Source organism: Roseibium sp. AWQ4_254 (assembly GCF_056161025.1).
Genome location: NZ_JBSWYH010000001.1, coordinates 187,690 through 205,632, shown reverse-complemented (window position 1 = coordinate 205,632; position 17,943 = coordinate 187,690). Strand labels below are relative to the sequence as shown.

17 protein-coding genes are annotated in these 17,943 nt (G+C 62.2%); 14 read left to right on the top strand and 3 right to left on the bottom strand.

Features of this window, described 5'->3' with window-relative positions:
• The first annotated feature begins 11 nt into the window (after positions 1–11).
• Positions 12–1,226 (top strand): ATP-grasp domain-containing protein, encoded by a 1,215-nt coding sequence (locus tag ACXAIC_RS00920; protein ID WP_475172610.1) that lies wholly within the window; start codon positions 12–14, stop codon positions 1,224–1,226.
• On the opposite strand, the gene ACXAIC_RS00915 is transcribed toward ACXAIC_RS00920, so the two are convergent.
• Positions 1,192–2,589 (bottom strand): cytochrome P450, encoded by a 1,398-nt coding sequence (locus ACXAIC_RS00915; protein ID WP_475172608.1) that lies wholly within the window; start codon positions 2,587–2,589, stop codon positions 1,192–1,194. The genes ACXAIC_RS00920 and ACXAIC_RS00915 overlap by 35 nt on opposite strands.
• 52 nt (positions 2,590–2,641) lie before the next feature.
• On the opposite strand from ACXAIC_RS00915, the gene ACXAIC_RS00910 reads away from it, so the two are divergent.
• The 3 genes from ACXAIC_RS00910 (at position 2,642) to ACXAIC_RS00900 (ending at position 6,344) form a co-directional block, all read left to right on the top strand.
• Positions 2,642–3,421, top strand: coding sequence for a hypothetical protein (locus ACXAIC_RS00910; protein WP_475172606.1), 780 nt, complete (start codon positions 2,642–2,644; stop codon positions 3,419–3,421).
• Positions 3,422–3,597: 176 nt separating this feature from the next.
• Positions 3,598–5,145: a phytoene desaturase family protein gene (gene crtI, locus ACXAIC_RS00905; RefSeq protein WP_475173005.1), complete on the top strand. Its 1,548-nt coding sequence runs from the start codon at positions 3,598–3,600 to the stop codon at positions 5,143–5,145.
• On the top strand, positions 5,142–6,344 hold the full coding sequence (locus tag ACXAIC_RS00900; protein ID WP_475172603.1) for a phytoene/squalene synthase family protein: 1,203 nt from the start codon (positions 5,142–5,144) through the stop codon (positions 6,342–6,344). The genes crtI and ACXAIC_RS00900 overlap by 4 nt, the downstream gene beginning before the upstream one ends.
• A gap of 21 nt (positions 6,345–6,365) precedes the next feature.
• Here ACXAIC_RS00900 and ACXAIC_RS00895 read toward each other — a convergent pair whose 3' ends face one another.
• Both ACXAIC_RS00895 and crtD read right to left on the bottom strand, forming a co-directional pair.
• Entirely contained in the window at positions 6,366–7,097 is a 732-nt protein-coding gene (locus tag ACXAIC_RS00895) for a carotenoid 1,2-hydratase (protein ID WP_475172600.1), read from the bottom strand.
• 104 nt (positions 7,098–7,201) lie between these two features.
• Positions 7,202–8,875, bottom strand: coding sequence for a 1-hydroxycarotenoid 3,4-desaturase CrtD (crtD, locus tag ACXAIC_RS00890; RefSeq protein WP_475172597.1), 1,674 nt, complete (start codon positions 8,873–8,875; stop codon positions 7,202–7,204).
• Positions 8,876–8,977: 102 nt separating this feature from the next.
• Between crtD and ACXAIC_RS00885 the strand changes: the two genes are divergently transcribed.
• The 10 genes from ACXAIC_RS00885 to pufL all read left to right on the top strand — a co-directional run bounded on the left by ACXAIC_RS00885 (position 8,978) and on the right by pufL (position 17,942).
• Positions 8,978–9,847 (top strand): polyprenyl synthetase family protein, encoded by an 870-nt coding sequence (locus ACXAIC_RS00885; RefSeq protein ID WP_475172594.1) that lies wholly within the window; start codon positions 8,978–8,980, stop codon positions 9,845–9,847.
• Between the two features lie 24 nt (positions 9,848–9,871).
• The gene (locus ACXAIC_RS00880; RefSeq protein ID WP_475172591.1) at positions 9,872–11,071 is read left to right on the top strand and encodes a methyltransferase; all 1,200 of its coding nucleotides are present in this window, start codon (positions 9,872–9,874) and stop codon (positions 11,069–11,071) included.
• 108 nt (positions 11,072–11,179) lie between these two features.
• Positions 11,180–12,121, top strand: coding sequence for a chlorophyll synthesis pathway protein BchC (bchC, locus tag ACXAIC_RS00875; RefSeq protein WP_475172590.1), 942 nt, complete (start codon positions 11,180–11,182; stop codon positions 12,119–12,121).
• The gene (locus ACXAIC_RS00870; protein ID WP_475172589.1) at positions 12,118–13,125 is read left to right on the top strand and encodes a chlorophyllide a reductase iron protein subunit X; all 1,008 of its coding nucleotides are present in this window, start codon (positions 12,118–12,120) and stop codon (positions 13,123–13,125) included. The genes bchC and ACXAIC_RS00870 overlap by 4 nt, the downstream gene beginning before the upstream one ends.
• Positions 13,126–13,140: 15 nt before the next feature.
• Positions 13,141–14,727, top strand: coding sequence for a chlorophyllide a reductase subunit Y (bchY, locus tag ACXAIC_RS00865; protein WP_475172586.1), 1,587 nt, complete (start codon positions 13,141–13,143; stop codon positions 14,725–14,727).
• Entirely contained in the window at positions 14,721–16,166 is a 1,446-nt protein-coding gene (gene bchZ / locus ACXAIC_RS00860; protein ID WP_475172583.1) for a chlorophyllide a reductase subunit Z, read from the top strand. The genes bchY and bchZ overlap by 7 nt, the downstream gene beginning before the upstream one ends.
• A 47-nt stretch (positions 16,167–16,213) precedes the next feature.
• Entirely contained in the window at positions 16,214–16,450 is a 237-nt protein-coding gene (locus tag ACXAIC_RS00855; RefSeq protein ID WP_475172581.1) for a hypothetical protein, read from the top strand.
• 126 nt (positions 16,451–16,576) lie between these two features.
• Entirely contained in the window at positions 16,577–16,723 is a 147-nt protein-coding gene (locus ACXAIC_RS00850) for a light-harvesting protein (protein ID WP_475172578.1), read from the top strand.
• A gap of 28 nt (positions 16,724–16,751) precedes the next feature.
• Entirely contained in the window at positions 16,752–16,949 is a 198-nt protein-coding gene (pufA, locus tag ACXAIC_RS00845) for a light-harvesting antenna LH1, alpha subunit (RefSeq protein ID WP_475172575.1), read from the top strand.
• A gap of 147 nt (positions 16,950–17,096) precedes the next feature.
• On the top strand, positions 17,097–17,942 hold the full coding sequence (gene pufL, locus ACXAIC_RS00840) for a photosynthetic reaction center subunit L (protein ID WP_475172573.1): 846 nt from the start codon (positions 17,097–17,099) through the stop codon (positions 17,940–17,942).
• The last annotated feature ends 1 nt before the right edge of the window (position 17,943 follow it).

The window sequence follows — 17,943 nt, the reverse complement described above, 5'->3', positions numbered from 1 at the left end:
GAGCATGTGTCATGCAAGATGGCAAACCCAAAACAGTCCTCCTGACCCTCGGGCGCCTGCCGAAGGCTCTGGAAATTGCCCGTGCGCTGCGGGCGGCGGACTGCCGCGTTCTGGTGGCGGACCCGTTCAAGTGGCATCTCTGCCGTGCCTCCAAGGCCGTTGAAAAATCGTTTCAAACGCCCTCACCACACAAGGACCAGGCGCTCTATCTGTCCTGTCTGCTTGATCTTGCCGCGCGCGAGAAGGTCGACCTGATCATGCCGGTCTCTGAAGAAGCCCTGCATGTAAGCCTTCTGGAGCACAGGCTGCCGGAAGGAACAAGATTGTTCTCGCTCCCGAACCGCACCCTCCAGGGTCTTCACGACAAATACACCTTTACCCGTATCGTCACAGCAGCCGGGCTGAACTGCCCCGAGACCTATCTGGCCTCGGACAGACGGGCCGTGCAACTGGCCAGAACCCGGGAAACGGTCCTGAAACCCAGGTTGGGCTGTTCCGGTCAGCACCTGCGCCTGCTGTCGCCTGAAGCCGCCGCAACAACGCCCCTGGGAGGCCCTGAAACACTTGTCCAGTCGCGGGTGCGCGGGCGGGAAGTCAGCACCTTGACCCTGTGCCGCAACGGCGAAGTGCTTGCCCATGTGACATATAAAGGGCTCATCTTTGCCGGAACAGTGGCGGTCTGCTTTGAGCGGGTGGACGGTCTGCCCCGGGTGGACGAGTGGGTATCGGAATTTGTGCGCGCGGGCGGCTATTCCCACTTTCTGGCCTTCGACTTCATGGTCGACGAAACGGGCACCCCATGGCCCTTGGAATGCAATCCGCGCCTGACCAGCGGCATTCACTTTATGGCAGCGGACGGCATCGCCCGGGCCGTGACGGATCTCAAAAACGCCTCCAGCATCGGCCTGAAACGAGAACGCCGCTTTCAGGAGGGGCACACCACCCTTTTGCAGGTTTACGGCAATCTCCTGCGGCCTGGAACCAGCCTGCGGCATCTGCGGGCGATGCTGACCTCAAAGGATGTTTTGTGGTCCCGCGACGATCGCCTGCCGTTTCCGCTCATGACGCCCTATTCCTGGCCAGTTCTGAAACAGGTGCTTTTTCAGGGCCGCAGCTTTGGAGAAGCTGCAACCCGCGACATTGCCTGGCCACCGGATGCAAAGTCCCAAACCAGCCCCTCAACACAGACCGCTAACCCGTTGAACGTCCATGGCTCCTGTTCTTGATACGCACCTTGATCTCCTCGGCGGGCCGCGTGGTCAGGCGCGCTGCCGGGCGCACATTGCTTGTTCCTTCCGGCACAAAATCAAAGGCCCGCGTCAGGCGCGCCAGGATCAGCGCGCTTTCAACCGCAGCGAATCCGGCGCCAATACAGGTATGCGGGCCGGAGCCGAAGGGAATATAGCTCCCGGGCACCACGTCCCGGTCCCGCCCGGGCAGGAACCGCTCCGGGTCGAAGCGGTCAGGCTCACGCCAGTAGCGTGTGTGCCTGTGCAGCGTCCAGGGCGCGATCATCAACAGCGCGCCCTTGCGCACCTTGTAGCGGCCGATCCGCGTGGCCTTGAGCGCCACCCGAGGCAGAAAGGTGATCGGCGGATAAAGCCTCAGTGTTTCCTTGAAAACCGCACGGGTATAGGTCAGCCCGCGCGCCGCTTCAAAGGGCAGCTCTCCGCCCCCCATCGCCTGCCCGGTTTCCGCACGCAGCCGTGCCAGCACATCGGGGCACATGGCGAGCATGTAAAACGCCCAGGTCAGCGCGCTTGCGGTTGTTTCATGCCCTGCCAGGAAAAAAACCCCAAGCTGGTCAATCAGCTCCTCCCGTGTGAAGGGCTGTCTATCCGCCGGGTCGCGCGCGGCCATGACCGCGCTGGCAATGTCATCAAACCGGCCCGCCCCCGGTCCGGTATGCGTGTCGATCAAGCCGCCCAGATGATGGCGTATCCGCTTGCAGGCGGACAGGACCTCTTCGGTTTGCGGCACCCTCGTCCAGGCCGGGTCCAGGATCAGCCGCCAGATCTTCACCTGCGCGACACCGCGTTCAAACACCTCGAAATCGTCAAACACATCCTGGGCGATCCGGCTGGCAAGGGAGGTCGAAAACACCGTCCGGCAAATGATATCCGCCGTCAGCTCACTCATGATCCGGTCCAGGGAGACCAGTTCCCCCCGGTCCGCACTCAGCTGCAGCCGCTCCAGACAGGCATCGACGGCCTGCTGCATGGCGGTGAAGGCATGTGTCAGGCGCATTTTGGAAAAGGCCGGATCGATCATCGCCCGCTGACGGCGCCATTTCGCCCCATCGGATACAAACATGGAATCGCCGATCAGCGGTTCCAGAGCGCCCACCATCAAGTCGCTTTTGGGGAAAATACCCTCCTGATCATGGAGGATATGCCGCACCAGGTCCGGATCGTTGAACAGCTTGATCGACCGGCGCGAGTACCCGAGTTCGCCCGCTTGCATGGCAAATGCAGATCCGGGCAGCAGGCTCAAAAGATCCCCTTGCCCATGCCAGACCGTGCGCAGCAGCGCCATCACGGGCGGCAAGCGCGAGGGGCGCGGGGGTTCGTAGACCTCAGACACTGCCATTCCGTCCTCCGCTCTGCATCAGGCCAAATCCTTTTCCCGGAGACTTGCCCCCATGACGGTCCATGACCTCTTCAAGGTGCTGATTGCACTTCACATCGCGACAGGAGCCCCCGGGCTCATCGGCTTCTGGGTGCCGGTCTTTGCGCAAAAGGGCGGCGGCCGGCACAGATGGTGGGGCCGCCTGTTCGCGATGACCATGCTGATCACCGGCACGGTTGCCATGATGATGGCGGCGCTGACGCTTGTGGCTCCCATGGCGACCCATCCACACCTTGCCGGGCATGAGACCTTCTCCGATCCGGTTCTGGTGCGCGGGATCTTCGGCTGGATGATGGTCTATCTCGGGCTGCTGACGGTCAATCTGGCCTGGTATGGCTGGCGTTGCGCCGTCAACAAGCGGGATCACCTGAAGAACCGGACGCCCCTGAACTGGGGTCTGCAGGCCGCTCTTCTGGCCGCTTCGTCCGCTTGTGCCCTTCAAGGGGTTCTGATTGCCCAGCCCATGATGACCGGTATCTCCATGGTGGGCTTTGCCACCGTGGCAACAAATCTCTGGTTCCTGCTCAAACGCGCCCCGGGGCCCGTTGACTGGCTGCTGGAACACATCAAGGCAATTGTCGGCACCGGCATCTCTGTCTACACGGCTTTTTTCGCCTTCGGGGCGGTTCGGCTGATGCCGGAGCTGGCCCTGGCGCCGGGCCTGTGGGCCATTCCCCTTGCAACCGGTCTCGCATTGATCTTCTACCATCGCCATCAAGTCAGCCGCCGCTTTGTGACCCGGACCGCAAATGCCCGCAGCAGACGGCCTTTCGACCTGGATGCCGCAGAATAATCTGAAACAGGCCTTCTTTCTCAGGCGGAAAAGTGTAAACTAATTTTTACACAAGTGAAGAGCTTCATTTGACGCCCGGCCCGGTCAGCGCCTCCCGCCTCCACATGCGTGCCTGGGGGCCGTCCGGTCTGACGCCTGAAGGGGAAAGGAGCACGAGCGTGAACATTGCCCCGGACATGCCATCCCCGATCACCCATTCCGCTAGGGCCGGCGCGCCGCATGCCGTGGTGATCGGCGCAGGCGTTGGCGGATTGGCGGCCGCAGCCTTGCTGGGCGCACGCGGTTACCGGGTCACGGTGTTTGACCCGCTCGACCGGCCGGGGGGACGCGCCTATGCCTACCATCAGGACGGCTTTGTGTTCGATGCGGGCCCGACGATCATCACAGCGCCCTGGCTGTTCGAAAAACTTTGGGAAGACTGCGGCAGCACCCTGTCGGACGATCTGGACATCCGCGGCAACGACCCGTTCTACAAGATCCGTTTTTCCGACGGTACGGTCTTCACCTATTCCGCAGACCCGGAAGCGATGGAAGCAGAGATTGCCCGGTTTGACCCTGCAGACGTGGCCGGATACCGCAGCTTTATGGAAGAAAGCCGCCGGATCTATGAATATGCCTTTCTGCAACTGGCCGACAAACCGTTTCACAGTCTGGCCTTCACGCTGGGAACCTTCGCAAAATTGGTCCAGTTGGGCGGCTACCGCTCGGTCTACAGTGTCGTCTCAAAACACTTCAAGAATGACAAACTTCGCTCGGTGTTTTCCTTCCACCCGCTCCTGATTGGCGGCAATCCGTTCACCACCACCTCCTTTTACTGCCTGATCGCCCATCTGGAGAGCAAACACGGCGTTCACTACGCCATGGGTGGCACCAACAAACTGGCTTGCGGCATCGCCCGCCTGGTGGAGAAAAACAACGGCACGATCCGTTTGCAGGAAACCGTCAGCGCCATCCTGACAGACGGCAGAAAAGCAACCGGAGTGCGCCTTGCCTCCGGTGAGACCGTTCCGGCCGACATCGTGGTGTCCAATTGCGATTCCGCAATGACCTATGGCACGCTGCTGAAGGATCACCCGCGCAAACGCTGGACGGACCGCAAGCTGAAGCGCGGCGATTTTTCCATGAGCCTTTTCGTTTGGTATTTCGGCACCGACCGTCAATATGACGATCTCGGCCACCACACCATGCTCTTCGGGGCCCGCTACAAGGGGCTGCTGGACGATATCTTCATCAAAAAACATCTGGCGGAGGATTTCAGCCTCTACCTGCACCGTCCCACGGCAAATGACCCGTCCGTTGCCCCACCAGGCTGCGATGCGTTTTATGTCCTCAGCCCCGTCCCCAATCTGGCCAGCGGCACTGACTGGGAGGCCTTTGCAGAGACTTATCGCCGGGCCATTGCCGCACAGCTGGAAGCAACCGTGCTGCCCGGACTGTCCCGGCATATCGTGAGTTCCAGAGTGCTGACACCGGTCGATTTCCGCGAGCGCCTTCTGTCCTGGCAAGGTGCGGCGTTTTCCTTTGAGCCGAAGCTGCTGCAAAGTTCCTGGTTCCGTCCCCACAACAAGAGCGAGGAACTTGAAAATCTGTATCTGTGCGGCGCCGGAACCCATCCAGGCGCGGGTTTACCGGGGGTTGTGTGCTCGGCGCAAATCGTGGCGGATCTGGTTCCAGACCCCGCCACCTTCGCACAGACATCCCGGAGCATGGAGGGAGCCTCATGAAAAAAGTCAGCCAACGGTCCCTGGACGGCTTTGAACCTTTCGCCCTTCACGCGGATCAGCCTCGTCCGCCGCAAGGCGCCTCCGGCGCCCCGCCGGATCCCCAACAGGATCTGAAAGCCTGCGCTGCCTCCATCCGCAAGGGCTCGAAATCCTTTCACCTGGCCTCCCTGCTGCTCCCGGCGGACACCCGCAAGGCAGCGATTGCCCTTTATGCTTTTTGCCGCCATTCCGATGACGTGATTGACGATCCGCGCTCAGACAGGCATTCGCTGGAGCTGTTAAAACAAAGACTTCATCTGATTTATCAGGGCACGCCCGCAAACTATGCCTGTGACCGGGCGTTTCAAAAGACGGTGACAGATCACGCCATTCCCAAATGCATTCCCCTGGCACTACTGGACGGCTTTGCCATGGACATTGCCAACCGGCGCTACCAGACCCTCAACGATCTCAAATGCTACGCGACAGGGGTTGCGGCCACAGTGGGCCTGATGATGTCGCTGATCATGCGCACCGGCGCGCCGCAGCACCTGGCTCGGGCCGCTGATCTCGGCATCGCAATGCAGCTGACCAATATCGCCCGGGATGTGGGAGAAGATGCCAGAAACGGCCGGCTCTATCTGCCGCTGGACTGGCTGGCGCAGGCCGGGATCGAACCAGAGCCGTTCTTGCGCTCACCCCGGTTTTCACCCGCACTTGGCGGGGTCGTCCGGCGCCTGCTTCACGAAGCAGACCACCACTACCGCCTCGGCCATGCCGGGATTGCCGCGCTTCCCGCCGGGTGCCGCCACGCCATCCGCTCCGCAGCGCTTGTCTATGAAGAAATCGGCGCTGAGATCGCTGCCAATGGCTATGACAGCGTGACCCGGAGAGCCCGTACGGGCCTTTGGCGCAAGGCCGCGCTTCTGGCCAGGGCGCGACGCCCGGCCTGTTTCCCAGCCCCGAAAGAGGACCGCGGCAAAGACCTGCCTGCAGACCCGGCCGCAGCGGATCTTGTGGCTGCCGCAGCGCGCTCGTTTTCCACCTCCAGGCGCCAAACGCAGACACAAATGCAGGCTGAACTGGCAGCAGACGGGACTCCTGCCACCTCGTCATCAGAACGGCTATTGTGTCTCTTGATCCGATTGCAGAACGAAAGCCGCCAGAACCTGCGCTTTCAAAAACTTGAGGCCCGCCAGCGGGCAGCCAGATTGCTGTGAGACAGAACAAGGGCACCCGGATCAGCCGCGCCGGGGCATCCTGAAGGGCAGCATCATCCGCACGACCGGGCTCTGCAGGCGGTCGCAGTCCAGGGTCTCATGCACCATGTGCACGCACTGCCCCTGAAGCGTTGTGTCCACCAGGGACCGGGTGTAGAAGGGCGTGTCTTCCAGACATCTGAACCGGGCCGGACGTTCTCCCTCCTCACACTGTATCCCGCCGCGCACACCCCAGACGCCCGGCGGCAGCGGCATGCTTGGCGGTAGGGAAATGGTTTCAGCGCCCCCATCTGCCGAAAAGGAAAGACCGAGCGTTGTGCGCGCGCCCCCGCGCATTCGGGCGTCATAAAGCACCAGCGTTCTGCCGTCCCGCGTGCGCCCGCGCGCCCAATCCCAAGCCTGGAAATCCGTTTCCAGCGGGCGGGAACCGCAATTGAGATCGTGATAGCCTGCGCCGGTCCAGCCGCCCCCAGGCAGAAGATCACATTCCACCGTCACCCGCGCCTGCGGCACAAACGGCCACCAGACATGGCGGCCCGCCGCATCCAGGTGATAGGATGTTCTGTTCACCGCATCCGGCTGCAAGAAGATACGGCCCCGGACGCGTTTGGGAAACAGGCGGTGGCCGGGCCAAGGCAGCGCCAGTTCCTCAAATTCAAGCTCCAATCCGTCGCTGGTCCAGGTCAATCCGCTGTTTCCGATCCAAACCCCGTTGGGTTTGCGCACCAGACTGCGCGCTCCGCGCTCCGTCATGGCCCAGATGTTCTTAGATGGCTGATAAAGCGCGACATTAAAGGCGACGTGGTTCTCGGGCCGTTGCCTGCCGGACCAGTGGTAATAGGGGGAAAAGACGGAGCCTATAAAGGCGATGACCGTGAGGGCGAACTGCCCGCAGCCGCTTGTTGCGTCGACATACCACCACTGATAGCCACCGGGCGGGACTGGCCGGTCATAGCCAATTCCGCCAGCATCTGGTCCGCCGCCAGCCGCCCTGACAGGGCCGCCATCGGGAGCCCCGGCCCCGGATGTACACTGCCCCCCGCCAGATAGAGCCCCTTCGGGCCCGCGCCCGGACCCAGGTATGTGCCCAGATGTGTTCCCGGGCGCTTGAACGAGGCCATCCAGCCATGGGAGGCCTGACCGTAGAGCGCCCCGCCCGTTGCCGGAAAAAGCCGGTTGAAGCCGTCCGGCGCCGTCAGCACCTGTGCCTCCCGGTCGCGCTGAAGCCGCAATCCGTTTGCCGCCAGCCGGCGGTCCATCGCTGTGAGGCATCGATCCAACTCGCTTGTTGTATATGGGTGCCGGTCGCCATCTGCCGGAAGGTTCATCAGACAATAGAGCCGTTCCTGAGGCTGCCCCGCCCCTTCCGGACGCATTCGCCCGCCCCCATCCCGGTCCTGCGCGCAGACATAGACTGTCGGGTCGGCCGGAGCGCGGCACTCGTTAAAAACAGCCCGGAACTCGGCTTCATAATCATCTGAGAAAAAGACCGTGTGGTGCGCCAGCGGCACGCCTTCGGCCCGGGCCAGGCCGCAGGTGACCAGCGCGGACTGGGACCGGGTGCCAAAGCGACTGGCATGGCCGGTACTGGCATGGCCGGGGCTGATCCTGTGGGCTCTGGTCTGGCCGGACCCGTCCCGTGGCGCCAAAAGGGCCGGAAGCGCACTGACATCGCCGTTAAAGATGATCTGATCCGCCGCAATCACCTCCCCGGTCTCCAGCCGCACGGAGGTCACCTTACGGCCGCCCTCTCCGGTCTGGATATGCTCCACACGGGCGTTGAAGCGGAACGATGCGCCCCGTTCCTGCGCAAGAGACTGAAACCGCCGAGCGATCGCGTGCATCCCACCGCTTGGAATCCAGACACCCGCCTGCTCCACATGGGCCACAAGCATGAGCGTGGCAGGGGCGGCAAAGGGGGAAGAGCCGCAATAGGTTGCATAGCGGGCAAACAGCTGCCGCAGACGCGGATCGCAGAAATATCCACCCAGAGCCTTCCACAGGCTTGTGAACGGGCGCAAGGCCAGCATGTCCCCCAGCCTGTTAAAGCCGATCCGTTTGGACAAGGTCAGGGGATTTGGCTTTGGGGCGGAGATGAACGTGTTCTTCAGCGTTTCAAAGACCCGCTGGCTGTCCGCCGCAAAGCGCCGGAAACCGGCGGCGTCACCCGCACTGAAGGTGGCGGCAATCTTCTCAGCGCTTCTATCAAGATCCGCATAAAGATCCAGGCAGAGGCCGCCGGTCCAGTAATGCCTTGCCAGATGCTCCGCCTTTTCCAGCGCGACTTCATCCTCCAGACAGGTGTTAAAGGCGGCCAGCAGGTCGTCAAACACCCATTTCATGGTCAGGACTGTCGGCCCCGCATCAAAAGCGCGCCCGCCAGCAAGCACCTCACGCAGCTTGCCGCCCGGCGTCTTGGCCGCCTCAAGCACAAGCACCGGAACTCCAGCGCCAGCCAGACGCAACGCAGCCGCAAGCCCGCCCATGCCGGCGCCGATGATGATGATCCGATTTTGCGGCGGGGTGCCCAAATGCGCTCCTTCAAGTTGACATTCTGTCGCAATATGTCACTGTTAATTGACAGTATAACGTCAACTTAAATAGACATCCATGCAAAATTGAGGAGTGGCGCGATGGACCTGTCGGAGCGTATCGAAACCGGGATGCAAGCAGCCATTCGCTATGCCACAGCGAATGGCTGCCCTCAAAAACTTGCCAATGCGTTCCGGTATGCGGTCTTTCCAGGCGGCGCCCGCATCCGCCCCAGACTGTGCATTGCCGTTGCCCTTGCCTGCGGAGACCGGGACCCGAAAGCGGCCACGGCAGCTGCAAGCGCCATTGAGCTTTTGCACTGCGCCTCGCTGGTGCATGACGATCTGCCCTGTTTCGACAACGCTCAGACACGGCGTGGCAAGACATCCGTCCATATCGAATTCGGCGAGGAAATCGCCCTGCTTGTGGGAGACGGCCTCATTGTCAATGCCTTTGAAACCCTTGCACGCGGGACCCAGCACGCCCCTGACCTGGCAGCCCCGCTGATGTCTACCATCGCCAAGGCCGTCGGCTCGCCTTATGGACTTGTTGCGGGCCAGGCCTGGGAGAGCGAACCGGAGATCAACATTTCCGCCTATCACCGAGCCAAAACAGCTTCGCTCTTTACCGGCGCGGTCGCATCAGGCGCCCTGTCATCCCGGGGAAATCCGCTCGATTGGTATGCACTCGCAGATGCGCTCGGCGCAGCCTATCAGGTGGCCGATGATCTTTATGACGCCCTGGATGAGACCAGCAGCATGGGCAAACCCGCCGGTCAGGACGCCTTGAACGGCAAGCCAAACGTGGTTGCCGAACGGGGCGTGGAAGGCGCCTTGAAACAATTGCACAGCCTGGTTCTGAAAGCGGCGGACGCGGTGCCGGACTGCCGGGGCGCGGACATGCTCAGGGCCATGATCCATAAGGAAGCCAAGCGTCTGATGCCGAAAAAGCTGGCAGCCAGCGCCGCCTGACCCCATTCAAGGACGCGGACCCACATGGCGGCAAGCAGCAACAACCGGCGCACACTCCCGCAAACGCCCCTGCCAAGCGGAAGCCCTTTTCCCCGGCAAGGCGTACCCCAGTTGTTCTGGTCCCGGGCCAGGCTTCGCACCTGGCGCAACCGCATCATTGCCTCGGCCTCTTTTCGCAAATGGGCCATGCGGCTGCCCTTCCTGCGCCGCCTCTCCAACAGAAAAGCGGCAGCACTATTCCGTCTGACAGCCGGGTTCGTTTTCAGCCAGGTGCTGAGCACCTGTGTCCGGCTGGGAGTGTTTGACGCGCTTAAGAACGGCCCCCTTCCGGCAGACCAGCTTGCCCGGTCCAGGGGGATTGCCCCTGAAACCATGCAGCTTCTGCTGGAGCAGGCTGAACGCCTGGATCTGGTGATCCAGACCGGGCCGGACGCCTGGATGCTTGCCGATGCCGGGGCGGTTGTAGCCGCAGATCCAGGCATCACCCAGATGATCCTGCATCATGACATGTTCTACCGGGATCTTGAGGCCCCCTTGGAGCTTCTGAAAGCCCCAGGCAAAGACACCCTTCTGAAGACGTTCTGGGCCTATGCCCACGGGCACCGCACTATGGATCTGGATGAGGCCACCGCCCAGACCTATTCCGCGCTGATGCAGACCAGCCAGAGCATGCTGGCAGACTGTATTCTGGATGCCCATGATTTCAGCCGCCACACGGCGGTGCTGGATATCGGCGGCGGCGATGGCAGTTTTCTGGCCGCCTGCGCCAGCCGCCATCCGGACCTCTTCCTCCACCTGTTCGACTTGCCGGCCGTTGCCGGACTGGCCCGCCAGAACCTGGCAGACAAGGGCCTTGCTGGCCGAGCCCGGATCCATGCAGGCGACTTTGTGTCGAGCCCCCTGCCTGGCATGGCAGATTGCGCCTGCCTTGTGCGCATTCTGTGCGACCATGACGATGACCGGGTTGTGCTGATTCTCAACAACCTTCATGCCGCGCTCAAACCCGGCACACAGGTTGTGGTCGCCGAAGCAATGGCCGGCCCGTCCGAGGGCGCCCGGCTCGCGGCCGTCTATTTCAGTTTCTACTTTCTCGCGATGGGATCCGGCCGCTGCCGCAGCGACAAAGAGATCAAGGCCCTGTTGTCAAAAGCCGGGTTCAAACGGCCGCGCACCGTCAAGACTCACACCCCGCTTCTGGCCACACTCGTGGTTGCGGTCCGCTGATTCCGCGATCGGCACCGGCAAATATATGTAAATAATAATTGACACTTTATAGTGTCAATCTAAAATGACATACCTACCACCTGGATCCAATGTGCGGGAGGCACACAGATGGACACCACGGCAGTCGTATTCGAACAACCGGGAAGATTGGGTGTGAAGCGCCTGACGCTGACCGCCCCGGACGCGCGCGACGTCGTGGTCAAAACTCTCCTGAGCGGGATCTCCACCGGCACCGAGAAAATGCTGTTTCAAGGGTCTATGCCGCAGTTTCCGGGCCTGGGTTATCCACTCGTGCCAGGCTATGAATCCGTTGCCGAAGTGGTGGAAGCCGGGCCGGACTCCGGCCGCACGATCGGACAAAAGGTGTTTGTTCCGGGCGCCAGCTGCTACACGGACGCCGCCGGCCTGTTCGGCGCCACCGCCGGCCGGCTGGTCCTGCCGGGCGAGCGCACGATCCCCCTTGGCCCGGTTCAGGCAGAGGACGCCGTTCTGCTGGCCCTGGCCGCAACGGCCCATAGGGCCGTGAAACGCTGCGCGCAACCGGTGCAACGGATCATCGGCCACGGGGTCCTGGGGCGCCTGGCCGCCCGCATTGCCATCGCCCTCGGCCAAAAGCCGCCAAGTGTTCTGGAAACGCAGGCCAAACGGCGCAGCGGCGCGGACGGATATCCGGTTCTCGACCCGTCAGAGGATGAGACCCAAACCGCCTGCACCGCTATCATCGACGCCAGCGGAGATCCGTCCGTCCTCGACAAAGCGGCCGCAAAACTGGCCCGCAACGGGCAGCTGGTACTGGCCGGATTTTATGGCGAGCGCATCAGCTTTGCATTCCCGCCCGCTTTCATGCGCGAGATTTCCGTCGCCCTGTCCGCCGAATTCAAACCGGACGACATCCACGCCGTGCTGGACCTGGTTGCCCGCGGCCGGCTGTCGCTCAAGGGGCTCGTCACCCATCGCACTGGTCCGGCGGCCGCCGCGCAAGCCTATCAGACCGCTTTCGGCGATCCCGGCTGCCTGAAAATGGTCATCGACTGGAGGAATGCCGCATGATCCGCGAACACCCCACCGGACACAGCTACCGGATGCAGGACTTCCTCCGCGAGGAAGCAGCCATGGAGCCGGACGCACCGGCCAAAGGCCCGGTGACCAAGGAAACACAGATCATCGCGATCTATGGCAAGGGCGGCATCGGCAAAAGCTTCACGCTGGCCAACCTGTCCTACATGCTGGCTCAGCTCGGCAAGAAGGTTCTGCTGATCGGCTGTGATCCGAAGAGCGACACGACATCGCTGCTGTTTGGCGGCCGGGCCTGCCCCACCATTATCCAGACCGCTTCCGCTCGCAAGGAAGCCGGGGCGGAAGTGGAGATTTCAGACGTCTGCTTCAAGCGGGATGGCGTGTTTGCCATGGAGCTAGGCGGACCGGAAGTCGGCCGCGGCTGCGGCGGCCGCGGTATCATTCACGGCTTCGAAACCCTGGAAAAGCTTGGCTTTCACGATTGGGATTTCGACTACGTGCTGCTGGACTTTCTGGGCGACGTCGTCTGTGGCGGCTTCGGCCTGCCGATTGCCAGGGACATGTGCCAGAAAGTGGTTGTTGTCGGCTCCAATGACCTTCAGTCGCTCTATGTCGCCAACAATGTCTGCTCCGCCGTTCAATATTTCCGCAAGTTAGGCGGCAATGTCGGCGTCGCTGGTCTGGTGATCAACAAGGATGACGGCACCGGTGAAGCCCAAGCCTTTGCCAAGGCGGTCGGCATTCCGGTGCTTGCCTCGATCCCACAGCATGAGGATATCCGCCGCAAAAGCGCAAATTACCAGATCATCGGCCAGCCCGGCGGAGACTGGGGACCGCTCTTTCAGTCCCTGTCCGTCAATCTGGCCGATGCGCCGCCGGTCTTGCCCGCCCCGCTCGACCAGGACGGCCTGCTGAACCTCTTTTCCGCCAGTGAAACCGGAGCCGGAATCCAGCTTCAGCCGGCCACCCGGGAAGACATGTGCGCCGCTGGCGCCACCGACAAACCCTCACTTGAGGTGGTTTACGACACCATTTAACGACCGGACAGGACGATGAAAACGCATCATAAGGAACGCGAGCCGGACAAGACCGGCGGGACAGATCCCGCCGGCGCCGCCGCTCTGCCGCCCACCGGTCAGACCGCTGCCCCCAAGGCCGAGAGCGCCGGGTGTCACAACACGGCCGATTTTTCAAAAGCAGCCACGCGCACCTCCGGCAACGGCGCGCTGATGGACCGGCTGGAGGCGGATTATCCCAAAGGGCCCCACGACCAGCCCCAGTCCATGTGCCCGGCCTTTGGCTCACTGAGAGTTGGCCTGCGCATGCGCCGGGTCGGGACGATCCTGTCTGGATCGGCCTGCTGCGTCTATGGCCTCACCTTCACCTCCCACTTCTACGGAGCCAAACGGTCGGTCGGCTATGTGCCGTTCAACTCCGAAACCCTGGTGACCGGCAAGCTCTTCGAAGACATTGTGGACGCAGTCCACAAGATGGCGGACCCGGAGAGCTTCGACGCTGTCGTGGTGACCAATCTGTGCGTCCCCACGGCCTCCGGTGTGCCGCTGCAAATGCTGCCGCGCCAGATCAACGGTGTGCGCATTGTTGGCATTGACGTGCCGGGGTTCGGGGTCCCCACTCACGCAGAAGCCAAGGACGTCCTGTCCAGCGCCATGCTCGCCTATGCGCGCCAGGAAGCTCTGGAAGGACCGGTTCTGCCACCGCGCGACGGGTTGAAGGACAAGCCGACCGTCACCCTCGCCGGAGAGGTCTTCCCGGCCGATCCGGTGGTCATCGGCAGCATGCTGGAGCCCATGGGCCTGGCCGCCGGCCCCACCGTTCCGGTCCGGGAATGGCGCGAGCTCTATTCGGCCCTCGACTGCGCCGTTGTGGCTGCTCTGCATCCGTTTTACACCGCCAGTTTCCGGGAGTTCAAAGCCGCAGGCCGCGACATTGTCGGCTCCGCCCCCATTGGGCTGGACGGGACGGATGCCTGGCTTTCAGCCATTGGCGAAGCCTGCGGAATTGCGGCCGGGAAAACCAATATCAGCCGTAATGCCATGCGCGGCGCCATATCCGCCGCCCTCACCGGCAACCGGATCAACGGCCGCATCACGCTGTCGGGCTATGAAGGCTCGGAACTTCTGGTCGGTCGGCTTCTGGTCGAGCTGGGCGCGGATCTGCGTTATGTCGGCACCGCCTGCCCCAAAACACCTTACAGCGCAGCCGATGCGGACTGGCTGGAGGCCCATGGGGTCGATGTCCGGTTCCGCGCGTCGCTTGAAGAGGATCTGGCGGCATTCGAGGCGTTTGAGCCCGATCTGGCCATCGGCACGACCCCCATCGTCCAGAAAGCCAAGGAAACGGCGACCCCCGCCCTTTACTTCACCAACCTCATTTCGGCCCGGCCCCTGATGGGACCGGCCGGAACGGCCTCTTTGCCTGGCGTTCTCTCAGCAGCCATTGCCAACAAGGACCGGTTCCTGAAGATGCAGGACTTTTTCCGAGGGGTTGGCCAGGGCGACACCGCCGGGATCTGGCAAGGGGTTCCCGAAGACAAGTCCGGCTACCGGCAGGCCTACGCAGCACGCCTCAAAAGATCGCAAAATGCGGTCGACAACGGGGAGTCGGTCGGATGCTGATCCTCGATCACGACAGGGCGGGCGGTTATTGGGGCAGCGTTTACGCCTTCACCGCCATCAAGGGGCTTCAGGTCATCATTGACGGGCCGGTGGGTTGCGAAAACCTGCCGGTGACCTCGGTCCTGCATTATACGGATGCCCTGCCCCCGCACGAACTGCCCATCGTGGTCAGCGGCCTATCGGAAGACGAGCTTGGCCAGCACGGTACGGAAAGTGCCATCAAACGGGCCCGCCAGGTGCTGGATCCGGATCTTCCCGCCGTGGTGGTGACCGGCTCCATCGCGGAAATGATCGGCGGCGGCGTCACGCCTGAAGGCTCCAACATCAAACGTTTCCTGCCGCGCACCATTGACGAGGATCAGTGGCAGAGCACGGACAGGGCCCTGAAATGGCTCTGGAGCGAATTCGGACCCAAGCGGGTCCCAAAACCGCGCAAACGCAAGGATGGTTGCAAGCCCCGGGTCAATATCATCGGCCCCGTCTATGGCACCTACAACATGCCCTCGGACTTGCATGAAATCCGCCGGCTGGTCGAAGGGATCGGCGCGGAAATCAACATGGTCTTTCCGCTTGGCAGCCATGTTGCGGATCTGCGCAAGCTTGCCGATGCCGATGCCAATATCTGCCTCTACCGCGAATTTGGCCGCCTCCTGTGCGAAACCCTGGACCGGCCGTATCTGCAGGCGCCCATCGGCATCCACTCCACCACCGCCTTTCTGGAAACCCTTGGTGCAATGCTCGGCCTCGACCCGCAGCCGTTCATTGCACAGGAGAAGCACACGACGCTGAAACCGCTCTGGGATCTGTGGCGCTCGGTGACCCAGGATTTCTTTGCCACGGCCAATTTCGCGATTGCCGCCAATGAAACCTATGTGCGTGGCGTGCAGTACTTCCTTGAAGAGGAGATGGGGCTGCCTTGCGCTTTTGCCGTTGCCCGCAAGGCCGGGGCCAAGACCGACAATCGCGAAATTGCGGAGCTGACCGCGAGCAAGGCGCCGATGGTCCTGTTCGGGTCTTTCAACGAGCGCATGTACATGGCCGAAGCCGGAGGGCGGGGCAAGTTCATCCAGCTGTCCTATCCGGGGGCCGTGGTCCGCCGCCACACAGGCACGCCGGTAATGGGGTATTCCGGCGCCTGCTGGCTGATCCAGGAAATCTGCAACGCGCTGTTCGATGTGCTGTTTGAAATTCTGCCCCGCGCCGGGGAACTGGACGCGATCGAGGCGACCGCCGCCCGCCGGCACACCGAGATGGAATGGCATCCGGACGCGCTCGCCGCGCTCGACGCCAGAATCAACAGAGAACCCGTACTGGCCCGCATTTCCGCCGCAAAACGTCTGCGGGAGGCGGCCGAGCTTGAGGCCTGGGCTGACAATGTCAGTGAAGTCAGCTTCGCCCATGTCGCACGCGCCTCAAAGACGGCGGGAGCGCCCGCATGATCTTCAAGACGTCATATTCCGGTTCACGTGAGCAAGGAGAGGAACGCATGGTTTTGATGACAGCCCAGGATGCGGCGGCCCGCAGCCGCCACCAGGAACGGGAAGCCGACCGCCTCATGATGAAGCGCCTGTTTTTCCTCGTTTACCCGCTTTGCCTGACAGCCATTGCCCTGACCCGGCTGAGCACGGTGTTCAGCGCGCGCGATGCGCGGGCGGAAGGTTCGGTGTTTTCCGAAGCCAAGGCGTCTGCCTACGCCGCCTTGGGATACGCATTTCACGTGTGATCCCGTGTTTTGCCGGAGCTTTACGCCGGCAAAGACCAGGCAGGCCGGTCCCCCGGCTTTTCTGGACCCCCGCCGCGAGGGTTGTGCGCGGTAACCGCCGAAAGGCAAGCGTTGGAGGTCATTGCAATGGCTTCAGACAAAGAGTCCTTCACCGGGCTTTCACATGGGGAGGCACAGGAGTTTCATCGATACTTCGTCAAAAGCGCGATTCTGATGTCGCTCTTCCCCTTCCTCGCCCACATCTCGATGTGGCTCTACAAACCGTGGCTCTAGGGCCGACGCAGAACAAGGATGTGAAGACATGTGGAGAGTTTGGCTTCTCTTCGATCCACGCCGGGCGCTCGTCGGCCTCGCGGTGTTCCTTTTCACCCTGGCAGTGCTGATTCACTTCATCCTGCTGAGTTCGGAAAGGTACAACTGGCTGGACAACGCCGCGCTTTGGGGACCGGGACTGCAGATCGAACTGCATCACCCGGGCCAGACCACCGCCTTGGCCTGAGCGGCCCGGACGGTTCAACATCACCGGTGGCGGAGGCCTTGTTCCGGCGTCCGCTTGCGCACAGTCCGGCGCTCTCCGCCACCAGGCCTTGCTTCATAAACTCAGCAGCAGCAGACGCACCGCTCCGCGGCGGCTAGGGAGGACTTCATGGCTTTGCTCAGCTTCGAGAGAAAATACCGTGTACGGGGCGGCACACTGCTTGGCGGAGATCTTTTCGATTTCTGGTTCGGTCCGTTCTATGTCGGCTTCTTTGGCATAACCGGGGCCTTTTTCATCATTTTGGGCACAGGGCTGGTGCTGTATGGCGCAGCAATCGGCCCCACCTGGAACATCTGGCAGATTTCCATTGCCCCGCCGGACCTGTCCTATGGCCTGGCCCTGGCGCCGATGAAGGAAGGCGGCTTGTGGCAAATCATCACCATCTGCGCGATCGGAGCCTTCGGTTCCTGGGCGCTGCGCGAGGTGGAGATCTGCCGCAAGCTCGGCATGGGCTATCACGTGCCGGTCGCCTTCTCCTTCGCAATCTTCGCCTATGTCACCCTGGTGGTAATCCGCCCGCTGCTTCTGGGCGCCTGGGGCCACGGCTTTCCCTACGGGATTTTCAGCCATCTCGACTGGGTGTCGAATGTCGGCTACCAGTATCTGCACTTCCACTACAATCCGGCCCACATGATCGCCGTGACGTTTTTCTTCACGACGACGCTGGCCCTGTCCCTGCACGGCGGCCTCATCCTGTCGGCGGCCAATCCCGGTGCCTCCATGGACGGCAACGGCCAGCAGGCCGAGGTGAAGACCCCCGAATATGAAGACACGTTTTTCAGGGACATCATCGGCTACTCCATCGGCACGCTCGGCATTCACAGACTGGGTCTGATCCTTGCCCTGAATGCAGGCTTCTGGAGCGCGGTCTGCATCGTCATCAGCGGGCCATTCTGGAACCAGGGCTGGCCGCAATGGTGGAACTGGTGGCTCAACCTGCCGATCTGGAACTGAG